Origin of the sequence: Bacillus haynesii (assembly GCF_014042035.1) — a bacterium.
Classification (GTDB): Bacteria; Bacillota; Bacilli; order Bacillales; family Bacillaceae; genus Bacillus; species Bacillus haynesii.
Map to the genome: position 1 here is coordinate 2,359,677 of NZ_CP059494.1, position 13,970 is coordinate 2,373,646.

Genomic DNA, 13,970 nt, shown 5'->3' on the forward strand with positions numbered 1-13,970 from the left:
TAATCATCCTTTTAAAGGGATCGATTAGGCTGTTTTTCATGAAAAGCGTAGGCGATAGAATCGGCAACAGGCCGGTATCCAATCGCCTGATAGATTCGATTTGACGTCGCGTTGCTAAGATCGGTGTATAAACAGCAAAACGCATTTCCGAACGGTCTTCCTCTCCGGCCAGCCAAACCCCTTGATCTTGTTCTTGATTTTGCCTTCCCCTCTCTGATTGCAAATAAGCCGCCAGCGGCGGCCTGTCATTTTATGATTCTGGGGTTGCTTTTTAATTCCCTTCTTTTATGCAACAACAGCGCTGCCATCCTTCCTTCAGCAGCTCAAATGTCAGCTCGTTTGTGTTGTGCACGATCAAATCGGCCCCGCGCATCGATGAATCATCACCGACTCCCACCGCGAACATCCCTGCGGATTTGATCGCGGCGATCCCGGCTTCAGCGTCTTCGATTGCCGCACATTCAGACGGAGGCACACCGAGCAGCGCTGCGGCCGTCAAAAAGATTTCGGGGTCGGGCTTTCCGTGAGCAAGTCCTGCCGGATCAACGACAGCCTGAAATTCGTCCTTGACCCCGAGCCGTTCCAAAATAGCGGGAGCATTTCGGCTTGACGAAGCTAACGCAATGCTTACATTTTCCCTTTTCAATTCGGCAAAAAGCCCGGCGATTCCCGGCAGCAGGTCATGCGGGGTCAAGTTTTGGATCAGCTGTTTGTAGTATTGATTTTTCCGGCGCATGATCTCTTGTTTCTCCGCCTCCTGATACTTTCCGGCCGCACCGCCGTGAATCAAAATCGTGTCTAGCGATCGCTCTCTGTCGATGCCTTTCAGCCGTTCATTAAAGCTCCGGTCAATCTCAATGCCGATTTGTTCGGCAGTATGTTTCCAAGCGAGGTAATGATGCTCGGCCGTATCCGTGATCACGCCGTCCAAGTCAAAAATGACCGCTTTCATGATGTTGGATCCTTTGCCCGGCTGATCATCATGAAAGCTTCATAAGGCTCCATGTCAATGCTGCCGCTCATATCAAGCCGTTCGCGGGCGTAATTGGACAACAGCATATCCCACTTGTCTTCAAGCATTTCCGGCGGGGCATGAAACAGCGCCTTTTCTTCTGACAAATTCACGGCAACTAACAGCTTTTCGCCCTGATATTCGCGGGTATACGCAAAGATTCGCGGATCATCCTCGAGCAGCAGCCGGTAGTCTCCGTATACGATAACTTTATTTTGTTTGCGCAACCCGATGAGCTTCTGATAATAATAGAAAATCGAATCTTCATCGGCGAGCGACTCTTTCACATTGATTTCTTGATAGCGGGGATTTACCGCCAGCCAAGGCTCTCCATCTGTGAAGCCCGCGTGTTTTCCGTCATCCCATTGCATCGGCGTTCTCGCGTGATCCCGCCCTTTTTTCGCCACGGCTTTTCGAAAGTCTTCCTCTGTCATCGTTTTGTTTTCGATGACAAGTTCGCGGTATGCGTTTTTAATTTCGAGATCATCATACATCTCGAGCGGCATTTCGCTGTTTGTCATGCCGATCTCTTCTCCCTGATAAATGAAAGGGGTTCCCTTCATGCCGTGCAAGACCGTTGCAAATGCTTTGGCGCATTGTTTGCGCAGTTCGCGGTCATTGCCCCATCGGGATATGACCCTCGGCTGATCATGATTTTCGAAATAAAGCGTATTCCAGCCGACATTCATTAAAGCGGTCTGCCACCTCGTCATCGTCTTTTTTAAAGCGATCGGGTCAAACGGCTTCATCTCCCATTTCCCATTCGGCGAATGCTGTTTTGTATCAATATCCATATGTTCAAATGTAAAAATCATGTTCAGCTCATGTCTGCTTGGACCCGTGTATTTTTTCGCTTCTTCAACATCTGAGCCGTTGGCTTCGCCGACCGTCATGCAGTCGTAACGGGACAGCACTTCCCGGTTCATCTCTTGTATAAATTCGTGCAGACGGGGGCCGTTCGAATGATAGCGGCCGACGACATAAGGACGGCTGTCATCTGTTTCATAATCGGGAAAGTCGACGTATTTGGAAATGGAACCGATCACATCCATCCGCCAGCCGTCCACGCCTCTGTCCATCCAAAATGTCATCAAATCGTATACTTCCCGGCGAACCGCTTCATTCTCCCAGTTTAAGTCAGGCTGCTTTTTCGAAAAGTAGTGAAGATAATACTGCCCTGTCCGCTCATCGAACGTCCATGCCGGTCCTGAAAAGATCGATCCCCAATTGTTCGGTTCTGAACCGTCCGCCTTTGGATCTTTCCAAAAATAATAATCACGGTAAGGATTGTCCTTTGACTTGCGGCTTTCGGCAAACCAGGCATGTTCATCAGACGTGTGGTTCACGACAAGATCCATGATGATTTTCATTCCGCGTTTATGCACTTCATCGATCAATTGAAACATATCGTCGTTCGTCCCGAACTTTTCGTATATGCTTCTATAGTCGCTGATGTCGTAGCCGTTGTCATCTTGCGGGGAATCAAACACAGGACACAGCCAGATCACATCGGCTCCGAGGCTTTTGATGTAATCGAGCTTTTGAATCACGCCCTGCAAATCACCGAATCCGTCTCCGTTGGAATCATAAAAACTCCGCGGGTAAATTTGATACACGACTGCCTCTTTCCACCATTGGCTCATCGGGCATCCTCCTTTCATACCGTCCGTTCAGTGCGATCTGCTCTCCATAAACTGTCATGGAAAGCGGTTCTCCTTTTAGAAGGTTGAAGACGACGCTGTTTTCCTCTACCTGGACATTGATTAGCCGGTTCCGATAATTGATGTTGAACGAATAACCGTCCCATTCCTTCGGCAAAAACGGAGCAAACGACAGCGTCTCATCCTGGGTCCGCATGCCGGCAAATCCTTGCACGATCGCGAGCCAGCTTCCGGTCATCGATGTGATATGAAGCCCTTCCTCTGTATCATGATTGTAATTATCGAGGTCAAGCCTCGCTGTACGCTTATACAGTTCGAGCGCTTTCTTTTCCATTTTGAGCTCGGCCGCCAGCACCGCATGGACAGACGGCGAAAGGCTCGATTCATGAACCGTCATCGGTTCATAAAATTCAAAGTTGCGCCGTTTTTCTTCCATCGTAAATCGGTGATTAAAGAAATAAATGCCTTGGAGAACATCCGCCTGCTTAATAAAACTGGAGCGGAGAATTTTGTCCCATGACCAATTCTGATAGAGCGGGCGGTCATCCGGTTCAAGCTCATCCGCTGCCTGAAGCTCTTTATCCAGGAATGTATCATGCTGAATAAAAATATTTAATTCCTCACTGTATGGATAGTACATTCTCGCGATGATATCCTTCCACCTCTCGATTTCGGCTTCCCGTACATCAAGCCGGCGGCATTTTTCCTCCGGGAGGATAGCGAGGTTTTCGAGCGTATACTCAAGCGTCCACGACGCAATCAAATTCGTATACCAGTTGTTGTTGACATTGTTTTCATATTCATTCGGCCCTGTGACGCCGTGGATCATATATTTATTGTTTCGTTTTGAGAAGTGGACGCGGTCCGCCCAAAATCTGCTGATCTCGACGAGAACGTCTATCCCGTATTCTTTCATATAGTCCCGGTCGCCTGTATAATTAACATAATTGTAGATCGCATAACAGATCGCGCCGTTGCGGTGTATTTCTTCAAAGGTGATCTCCCATTCATTGTGGCATTCATCGCCTGTGAAGGTCACCATCGGATAAAGGGCCCCTTTCAGCCCCAGTTTAGCGGCATTCCGTTTAGCTGCCTCCAAATGATGATAGCGGTACAAAAGCAGGTTCTTCGTCACCTCCGGCTCGGCCGTCGCTAAATACATCGGAACGGCGTACGCCTCAGTATCCCAATAGGCGGCTCCGCCGTATTTCTCGCCGGTGAATCCTTTCGGCCCGATGTTTAAGCGCGAATCGGCTCCGTAGTATGTCGAGAAGAGCTGAAAAAGGTTGTACCGGATGCCCTGCTGAAGCTCATCATCCCCTTTAATTTCAATGTCCGCTTTTGTCCACCTTTCCATCCAATGTTCGGTATGCCTTCGCTTCGCCTCTTCATATCCCTGCCGAAAAACATCAGCCAAAAGCTCCCTGCCCTTTACTAAAAGCTCTGCTTCTTCAAAGTCTCGGGACGTTGTGACAATAATCAATTTCTTTAAAGAAGCCTTTGTTCCCGGCTTCACTTCATAACAGTAGCGGTTTTCCGCGTACATTGCATCCGTTTGAAATTGCTCGCTGACATATCCTTCTGTCACGTTGCACATAGAAGCAGCCACCGTAAAACGCGGGGTTCCAAACGGATTCTCAATCGTTTTCGTCACAAGATGGCCGCGATGAGATTCGGCGCCTTTCGCTTCTTCCTGCCAAAACCGCTCTTCGAAATTGGCATCCTCATTTGCGACATTTCCATCAAGATAAGGAACAAGCGTGATGACCGCCTCATCGCTCAGGCACTCCGCTTCATAATGGATCGCGCACAGCTGCGGGACATCAAGGCTAAGAAAGCGCTCCGACGAAATTTTGACAGACTTTTGATTCACACGAACGACAGCGCTTCTCCGCAGGGTGCCTTCCTTCATATTGAGCTCCAATTCAAACGATTCGATATCGTTTTGATTGAGGTCGACTTTTTCGTCGTCTACATATACATCAATTCCGATGAAATTCATCGCATTGATCACTTTCCCGAAATATTCAGGATAGCCGTTTTTCCACCAGCCGACACGCGTTTTGTCTGGGAACCAAACCCCTGCGATATATGTGCCTTTAAGACTTTCGCCTGAATAGCTTTCTTCAAAATTCCCCCTGATTCCCATATAGCCGTTCGCCAAGGATGTCAGACTTTCCTGAAGCCGTTTATGTTCCTTTTCAAATTTGTTTGTTTTGATTTTCCACTGGTCGATCTCAAATAGCCGCTGATTTGCCATGATTTCCTCCTGACTGTAGATTTTCGTTGTGATGGCGGGTTTTGAATATATGCCTGAAGATGAAAGAGACCATCAAAGCACTACCGCATGAATGGATGAGCAGCATCATGATGAAGTCAAAGCGGATCATACCGAAAGCCATTGCGGCTGCTGCCGGAAGCGCTGATCCGCACACCGCCGCTGCGGCAGCTTCCTTAAACGACCTTATCCCGGTCATGTTGGATTTTTTGGAGATCCAGATGCCTCCCGCCAGAACGGCCGTCAAAAAAAGCGAGATGATGAAAACCGCCGAACAGGCCAGCATGATGATCAGCGGCTTATATTGGGCAAACCACATGGCACCGATAAAATCCCCCACATGGCCGGCGTCCAGATCATTCAGCCCGGCCTTTGCCGGATAGCGAACGGAAAACCCCGTTCCGTTTTGATCGCTGATGATCAGATGATCTGACTGAAAGATGAGCGCGTTTTGATAGCCTTCCGCCTTTATCCGCCCGTTTTCACCGCTTGTTTTCAATTCATGCTTCAAATCGACCGCTAGCAAGGTTCTCCCTTTCTCCACAAGGTACAGGCCCCCTGCACCTGTCAATCTCCCGTTTGTCAATTGGTAGCCTTTTAATTGCTTGATGAATGCCGCGTCAGCCTCTTGAACAACATTTGGCATCAGATACCCGGCGTTGAAGCGGTCCATTTTCATAAACGCAATCGTCATGGGCGCCATTAAACAAGCCGTCAAAAACATAAACAGAAAAGAAATTTCGAGCCAGCTGAATGCATGTTTGCAGCGCATGACGCCCGCCGGTGATGCCGCTGCTTTAAGAAAGCGGACGATCAGCTTTTCGTTTCGCATATCGTTCATCGGTTTATCCCTTCGTTCCGCCGGATGTCAAACCGGACACAAAGTTCTTTTGGAGAAAGAAGAACAAGATGCAAATCGGCAGAGCTGCAAGAATCGCTCCGGCTGCAAACAGCGCGACTTTTTGCTGCTGCGGATTGGAGATGAATGTCTGCAAACCGACGGCGATGGTCAGGCTTTCCGGCGACCGAAGCAGAAATTTTGCAAGCAAATAGTCGCCGAACGGCCCCATAAACGCCCACAGCGCCTGAACTGCAAGCATCGGCTTAACAAGCGGCAGAACGACCGAAGCAAAGATCCGCAGGTGCCCCGCTCCGTCAATCCGCGCCGCTTCATCGATTTCTCTCGGCACTGTATCAAAGTAGCCCTTCATCAGCCATGTGTTCATCGGAATTCCGCCGCCGATATAGATTGCAGTTAAAAACCAATATTGGTCCAAAGCTCCGATCAGCATGGCCAGGACGTAAAAAGCGGTCAGCGCCGCCATCGTCGGCACCATTTGAATGATCAAAAAGAAAATGAGGCTCTTTTTTCGGCCCGCAAACCGGTAGCGGCTGTACGTATAGCCGGCAAGCGTCACAATCGTCACCTGGAACACCATGACAGACAGCGCGATCACAAGCGTATTCCCGTACCAATTGAGGTAAAGCGTCTCTTCAAACAGCCGCTTAAAGTGGTCCAATGTCCATGCGCCCGAAAAATCGAGTGTAAAAGCCGCTACATTCCCGACCCGAAATGCGGATGATGCTGTGATCAAAAGCGGATAAATAATCACGATGCTTAAAAACGTCAAAAATATATAGGTCAAAACCTTGTTCAGCATCCCGGTGAACCGCGTATTTTTGAAAATCCCTCTCATCTACATGACCTCCTCATTGCCAAAGGCATTCGACTTCTTAAAAGCAATCAGGGAAACCCCGATGACAATGAAAGAAATGAGCAGTGTGACAGCAGCCGCCACGGAATACTGCGGCGACGTCCCTGTCGTCAGCTTATAGATCCAGGATATTAAGATGTCGGTTGACCCGGCTCCAGCCCCCGCACTCCCCGGACCGCCCTCATTAAATAAATAGATGATCGAGAAGTTATTGAAATTAAACGTATACTGGGTAATCATCACCGGTGCGGTCGCAAATAAAATCATCGGTAGCGTAATGTGTTTAAAGCGCTGAATAAATGTCGCACCGTCAATCTTTGCCGCTTCATAAAGCTCTCCGGGAATCGCCTGAAGCACCCCCGTCACCATGACATAAATGTAGGGAAAACCGAGCCACGTCTGGATCATAATCAAAGCCGTCTTCGTCCAGAACGGATCGGTCTTCCATGCGACAGCCGGGATGTCGACGAACGGAAGCTGGTTCAAAAGCGGGATCACCTGGACGTTCATCGCGCCCGCCGAGTCGTTGAAAATGTTGGCGAAACTCATAATCGTAATAAATGCCGGAACGGCCCAAGGAAGCAGGAAGATGATCCGGAACATCCGCTTGCCTTTAATAAAGTTCTGATTGACGATCAGCGCCGTCACGATGCCGAGAACAATTTGCAGCGTCGTCGCACAGATCGTCCAGATGATCGTCCAGCCCAATACATCGGCGAATGTTTGCCGATACGAGCCAAGGAAAAAGATATTCATGAAATTTTTAAAGCCGACCCAGTCGATAAGACTGTTAGGCGGAATATGATAAAAATCGTAGTTTGTAAACGCGATAAACAGAGTCACCAGCACCGGAAAAATAATCACAAACACCATCATGAGGTATGCCGGCAGCGTAAATAAATACGGAAACCCTTTGTCACCTGCATTTCTGATCATGTCCCCAGCCGTCTCGCTGATTTTCAAACCCGCCGCTTTCATCGCGGCGGTCTTCCGGGCATCATACAGATTAAAGATGTAAAACATCAGAAAAACGAGCGTCAAAATCAATTGCAGCGTGCCCTCTATCAAGAGAAACAGCGAGTGGTCTTCCCCCGGGACAGTCCCCAGCGTCACGAGACCGATCAGCGCCTGATAACCGAAAAGCGCTAACTCACAAATAAACAAGCCTGTGATGACTAGAAAAAGGATCCCCTTTGAAAACTGCCGGTTTGCAATCTGGCCAGCACCGGGAATAATCGATAACAGCGCTGCCTTCCGGCTCAGTTTTGCAAGCGTTTGGTCTTTGTTCATTTTTTTCGCCCTCTATTCTTCCGGACGCTAAAACCGCCGTTTTATTTCACATACTTTTCTTTAATGTTTTCTTTGATCACACGGACGGCATCATCCGCTGATTGCTGAGCCGATTTTTTTCCTGCTGCCGCGTCAAATATCAAGCTTTCTGCACCTGTCCACACTTCAGCCATTTCCGGAATATTCGGAGTCGGAGTCGCCGTTTCGTATTGCGTGATGACCGCCGATGTCAGCTCGCTTTTTTGTTCCCCTGCTTTCTTTCGTGCAGCGAGGTTGGCCGGAACTTCGTTCGTATCTTCATAGAAACGATAAGCGTTTTCGTCATTTGCGGCATATTGAAGCCATTTTTCAGCAAGCTCCGGCTCTTTCGTATATTTTGAGGCGACCCAGCCTTTTCCGCCTGCAAACGGGGCATACTCTTTTCCGTTCGGCAATGTCGGGATTTTCGTTGCGCCGTAGTTCAAACCGGCTTCTTTATAATTGGAAGCCGACCAAGGACCTCCGATAACAGCCGCTGCTTTTCCATCCATAAAGGTCTGCTGGATGAAATCGTCAGCGCTCGTATTGTCCTGCATGCCTTTCGGCCAATATTCGCTGAACCATTTCTCGGCGTATTCCACCGCCTCCACGGCTCCCTTGTTGTTCAGACCGATGTCTCCGGAATCCGTGCCGTCAGCTCCGAATACATATCCGCCGTATCCGGCCATTAAACCGTATGACATGTAAAAGTCCGTCCATTTTGCGAGAAAAGCGGTCGATTTTCCTTTTTCCGAAGAAAAAGCGAATCTTTTGTCTTTTGTTAAATCCTCGAGTTCGTTAAAGGTTTTTGGCGGCGCTTTTAACAGGTCTTTGTTGTAATAGAGTACGAGAGTTTCAATAACAAGCGGGGTTCCGTAGACTTTTCCGTCAACCGTCACCTGCTGCATTTCTTTGTCGCCGAAGCTTTTTGTATCAGACGGCTTGACTTCCAGCAAATGCCCTTGCTGACCTAAGCCGCCGATACGGTCGTATGCCGCAAGCATGACATCGGGCGCATTGCCTGCCGGGCCGTCAAGAGGAAGCGCTTCAAGCTGATCGAACATCGGCTTTTCAACGATTTTGACTGTCACATCATTCTCTTTTTCAAAACCTTCCTTTATGCTTTCGACGTAAGGTTTATAGACCTCTTCCACAGACACGGTGAGCACTTTTTTCCCGCCGCTGCCTCCTGTTTCCTTTGAACTTGAACAGGCGGCAAGACCGAACAGCAGAACTGACGCCAGCAGGACTACAAATCCTTTTTTTAAATGTTGCATCTTTTTTCCCCCTTCTATCTTAGAATCTGAGACAATTGTAATCCTCGATAGAAAGCGGTTACAATAGTTTTAAACCTGTTACCGGTAACAGAATTTAAACCGCCCCCAAAATGAAAAATCCGCCTGGCTGAATGTTGATCACATCATCATGATGAAGCGCTTCTTCCTTCCACGCATCGTATATTCTTTTGTCGCTTGCAATCTTCAAATCCCGCAATCTGACACGGCGCATTTCGCTGCCCTGGTGGAAGAAGTAGATCAGCTCTTTTCCTTCATGCGTTCGGGAAAAACTGACAAAATTGTTTTGATCGTCAACCAGCCTCCACTCAAGCGCTCCATAAGTCAATACATCATTCTCTTGTTTGCGCAAAGCGATCAGCCGTTTCATAAATGTGAGCATCTCTTGATTCTGTTTCTCTTCTTCCCAAACCATGCACTTCCGGCACAATGGATCATCCCCGCCGTCAAGCCCGATTTCAGTTCCGTAATAAATGCACGGCGAGCCTGTCTGAGCAAACATAAATGCCAAAAGAGAGCGCACCTTTTTCTCATCTCCTCCGCATCTTGTCAAAATCCGTTTCGTATCATGGCTGTCTAGCAAATTAAACATCACCTCATTGACCTGCTTCATCCCGCTCATTAAATGCGAATTGATGCGGCTGACCATTTGCGAAGCTGAAATTGATCCGTCTGCAAAATAGTCAATCATCGGTTCTGTGAACGGGTAGTTCATGACGGAATGAAATTCGTCTCCTCTAAGCCACGGATCAGACTGATGCCAGATTTCGCCCAATATAAAAATGTCGGGCTTTTCTGTTGTGACGGCTTGCCGGAACTTCTTCCAAAACGCATGATCGACTTCATTCGCTACATCCAAACGCCAGCCGTCAATATCAAATTCGCGGATCCAGTACAGCGCGATATCAAGCAAATAAGCCTGAACTTCCGGGTTGGCCGTATTAAGCTTCGGCATCTCGGGAGTAAACGCAAATGTATCATAGCCGCCTTCTTTAACAGGGAAAGAATGAATATGGAACCAGTCTTTATAGCGGGACTTTTCACCGTTTTTGACGACATCCTGCCACTCTCGCGAAGCGCTGCCAATGTGGTTAAAAACAGCGTCAAGCATGATCTTCATTCCCCGCTCGTGAAGCCGGCTGATCAGCGTGCGAAAGAGTTCCTCATCGCCAAAATGCGGATCGATCGAGCAATAGTCCAATGTATCGTATTTATGGTTGGAAGGCGCGGCAAAGATCGGTGTCAAATAGATGCCGCCTATCCCTAAGTCTTCCAAATAGTCCAGCTTGTCCATGATCCCCTGCAAATCCCCACCGAAAAAATCGTGCACCTCGGGATCCTTGCTTCCCCATGGCAAAGCGTTTTCCGGAGACAAATCTTCTCGCCCGCTGGCAAAGCGCTCCGGAAAAATTTGATACCAGACGGTTGATTTGACCCAGTCAGGTGCATCAAACGTATCAGCCTCATGAACAAACGGAAATTTAAAGCAGTGCTTGCCCGTATCCGCCATTTTCCCTGCAAACGGACATGCACCATTGCTTCCGTAAAAAGTGTCTTGACCATCAGCGTCTGTAAGGATAAACCCATATTGCAGACGCCTGAACGGAGGCACCACTTCGGCAAACCAGTAATCATGCGTGCTTGTTGCGGCAATTTTCGCCATCGCAAGCTCGTTCGCTTTCCATGTGCCGCCGGTGTATTCGTAAGGATCACCCCAAATTAAGCGGACGTGATCGGAATCATCCTTTTTTGTACGGATTTTGATGTGCAATGTCCGTCCATCGTAAGAATAGGCATCAGAGCTGAAAGGCTGATGATGTATCGCTGCATATTCCATCATGTTTCCCCCTTTTTGGTTGTCCGGCTGTGATGAACCGGCTTTTATTCTGAAATTATCATGACGGCATAGCAGGAACAATCATTTTCAGCTTGTTAACGGTAACAGAATGAGACGCCTTACAAAGTCGATTCCCGGACAATAAGCTCCGGCTCAAAAAATTGATTGCCTTGCGGCGCTCCGTCTTCATTGATTTTTTTCAGCAGGATTCTCGCGCAAGCCTCTCCCATTTCAACAACAGGCTGTCTGATCGTTGTCAGGCGAGGCGAAGCGATCCGGTCGAGAAACACCCCGTCATAGCCGGTGACCGCGACATCTTCCGGAATTCTTTTGCCGAGCGATTGCACCGCGCGGATGACACCGAGCGCGATGCGGTCGGAAGCGCAAACCACCGCTGCCGGTGCATCAAGGGATGCCAGCACTTCCCGCGCGCGTGTTTCACTTTTTTTTGAACTGTTTTCCATCCGGAAAATCGCCGCTTTTTTCAGACTGCCTTCCATCGCCTGAAGGTAGCCTTTTTCCCTTGACCGTTCAAAAGGCTCATCCAAATCGATTCCAAAAAAGACGACATTGCGGACACCCAGCCCAATGACGTGACGCGTTGCCATATAGGTTCCTTTTTCATTGTTAACATCAATAAAATCGTAGCCCATTTCATTTTGGCCGAATACAACGACAGGCTTTTCAAATACTTTAATCAGCCCTTCAAAATCGGCTTTTCTCAACCCCGTCGCAATAATGCCGTCGCACTGGCCGATATTGAGAGATTTCCTTGTGACAAGCTGCAAAGCATAATGATGACGGTCCAGCTCGCGGCTGATCCCCGTTAACAGGTTCATATAATAAGGTTCTGTCGTATCCATTTCTTCCAATATGAGCAGCTTGACGACCTGTGTTCTGTTTTGAACGAGCGCTCTAGCTGCATAGTTCGGTATATAATTGAGCTCCTTCATTGCGGAATGAACAAGCTTTTTCAATTCATCCGTCACAGTCTCAGGATGATTGATCACCCGCGATACCGTCATTTTCGACACATTTGCTTTCTTTGCTACATCAGATAACGTTGCCATTTCATCCCCGCCTTACCTTTTGCGATTCAAACTGTCAGCAAGTCCTTTTTAGGTCTGATGACACCTTGTTAAAATTTATTATAAGATGTAATCAAAGAAATTTTATAAGAAGGAGAAAATAAAAGAACGGATTTCCTTTAGGAAATCCGTCTATCACTCTATTCTTCTATCTTTGAACATAAATCGAAACCGACCCGCCGTTTACGTGAAACTCTCCCCAGCCTTCCGAATTGATGACAACCGGCTCCGAACGGTTTCCGGTGATGTCATGCCATGTCTCACCGGCGTTTTGCCGGCCGACATACATTCGCTTTGCCCCGCCGGGTCCGTCTGTTATTAAAGCCGCCAAACCGGAATTTGCAACCGAGCTGTCGCCTTCCCTCGTCCACCCGACAATGTCGTGATGGTCGAAATAATCATGCTGTGCTCCGTACGCATATTGTTTTCGCGCTTTTAAAATCGGTTCGATTTTGTGTTTCAGGGCAGGAATTTCGCGCTGCGAGGCTCCTTTCGTCCCGTACATATCCCCGTAGAAAACCTGGGGGTAGCCTGATTCTCTTGTCAAAATAAAAGCGTAAGCGAGCGGCTTAAACCATGTTTGGACAGTCGACTCAAGCGATTGCCCCGGCTGTGTATCATGGTTATCGACAAACGTAACCGCTTTCAAAGGATGCTTGGAAACGACCGTTCCGTTCAGCAATTTCCTCATATCATAGCCGCCTCCCTGTGTCGATGCAGCATGGAACTGATAATGAAGCGGCACATCAAACACTGAATGATTAAAGTTTGTTTTGTTCAAATAGTTTTCCAGCGCGCCCAAGTCATTCTGCCAATATTCGGCTACCGTAAACATTTCCTTCCCCGTTTTTTCCCTGACATGATTGACCCAATCCCGCAAAAAAGAAAATTTAATGTGTTTGACGGCATCAAGGCGGAATCCGTCCAACTGCAGCTCATTGGCATACCACGTTCCCCATCTCTTTATTTCTGCCGCGACATCAGGATGATCATAATCGATGTCGGCATACATCAAGTAATCATAGTTGCCGTTTTCATTGGAAACTTCCCAATCCCATGCCTTTCCTTGAAACTTATAGATGCGGTTCAGCTTTCGGGACTCGTCCCAATCGGTTCCGTCAAAATGGTACCAATGCCATTTGAAATCGCTGTATGTGCTGCCGCGCCCCGGGAAATGAAAATGTGTCCACGCTTTGATTCGCTGTTCTCCTGAAATTACGCGGTTGCGATCGGCGGGATCGACTTCAACAGCGGTTACATCTTCGGTCGCATCAGCGCCGCCTTTGTGGTTGATGACCACATCGCCGTAAACGTTGATGTCCCGGGAATGAAGACTGTTGATCGCAGATTGCAGCTCTCCTTTTGTGCCGTATTTTGTCCGAACCGTCCCTTTTTGATGAAACTCCCCTAAATCATACAGATCATAAGCACCGTAGCCCACATCGTCTTGGCTCGTTCCCTTATATGCCGGGGGAATCCAGACGGCAGTAATACCGTGTTCAGCCAAATATGACGAGTCGTTTTGTAAGCGTTTCCAATGTTGGCCGTCATTCGGCGTGTACCACTCAAAATACTGCATCAGCGTCCCATTAAGATTTGCCGCCGCTGCTGCAGAGTGAGGCAGCAAGAAGATGAGCGCAAATAACAGCGGCAGCAATCGGGTATAAAGCCGTTTGTGTTGTTTCATGATTCTCCTCCCCTTTCAATGTGAAACACATGCTATTGTATAAATATTTGGAATTTTTAACAAATACCATTTTCCCTATATTTTCTTGC

10 protein-coding genes are annotated in these 13,970 nt (G+C 48.2%); all 10 read right to left on the reverse strand.

The window, feature by feature from the left end; genetic code table 11:
- Positions 1–271: 271 nt before the first annotated feature.
- A complete protein-coding gene (gene pgmB / locus H2R00_RS11695; RefSeq protein WP_154996290.1) occupies positions 272–952 on the reverse strand; it encodes a beta-phosphoglucomutase in 681 nt (226 codons plus the stop codon).
- Entirely contained in the window at positions 949–2,655 is a 1,707-nt protein-coding gene (locus tag H2R00_RS11700) for a glycoside hydrolase family 13 protein (protein ID WP_182069145.1), read from the reverse strand. Before H2R00_RS11700 ends, pgmB begins: the two co-directional genes overlap by 4 nt.
- Entirely contained in the window at positions 2,597–4,933 is a 2,337-nt protein-coding gene (locus tag H2R00_RS11705; protein ID WP_182069146.1) for a glycoside hydrolase family 65 protein, read from the reverse strand. Before H2R00_RS11705 ends, H2R00_RS11700 begins: the two co-directional genes overlap by 59 nt.
- Positions 4,911–5,792, reverse strand: coding sequence for a DUF1189 domain-containing protein (locus tag H2R00_RS11710; RefSeq protein ID WP_182069148.1), 882 nt, complete (start codon positions 5,790–5,792; stop codon positions 4,911–4,913). The genes H2R00_RS11705 and H2R00_RS11710 overlap by 23 nt, the downstream gene beginning before the upstream one ends.
- Before the next feature lie 4 nt (positions 5,793–5,796).
- A complete protein-coding gene (locus H2R00_RS11715; protein WP_154996298.1) occupies positions 5,797–6,648 on the reverse strand; it encodes a sugar ABC transporter permease in 852 nt (283 codons plus the stop codon).
- Complete coding sequence (locus H2R00_RS11720) at positions 6,649–7,956, reverse strand: carbohydrate ABC transporter permease (protein ID WP_182069150.1); 1,308 nt, start codon at positions 7,954–7,956, stop codon at positions 6,649–6,651.
- A 41-nt stretch (positions 7,957–7,997) separates the two neighbouring features.
- Positions 7,998–9,251, reverse strand: a complete 1,254-nt coding sequence (locus tag H2R00_RS11725; protein ID WP_154996302.1) for an extracellular solute-binding protein — start codon at positions 9,249–9,251, stop codon at positions 7,998–8,000.
- A gap of 94 nt (positions 9,252–9,345) precedes the next feature.
- Complete coding sequence (locus H2R00_RS11730) at positions 9,346–11,109, reverse strand: glycoside hydrolase family 13 protein (protein WP_182069152.1); 1,764 nt, start codon at positions 11,107–11,109, stop codon at positions 9,346–9,348.
- Positions 11,110–11,225: 116 nt separating this feature from the next.
- Complete coding sequence (locus H2R00_RS11735) at positions 11,226–12,176, reverse strand: LacI family DNA-binding transcriptional regulator (protein ID WP_154996306.1); 951 nt, start codon at positions 12,174–12,176, stop codon at positions 11,226–11,228.
- A gap of 166 nt (positions 12,177–12,342) precedes the next feature.
- Entirely contained in the window at positions 12,343–13,881 is a 1,539-nt protein-coding gene (gene amyS, locus H2R00_RS11740; protein ID WP_182069154.1) for an alpha-amylase, read from the reverse strand.
- Positions 13,882–13,970 lie beyond the last annotated feature (89 nt).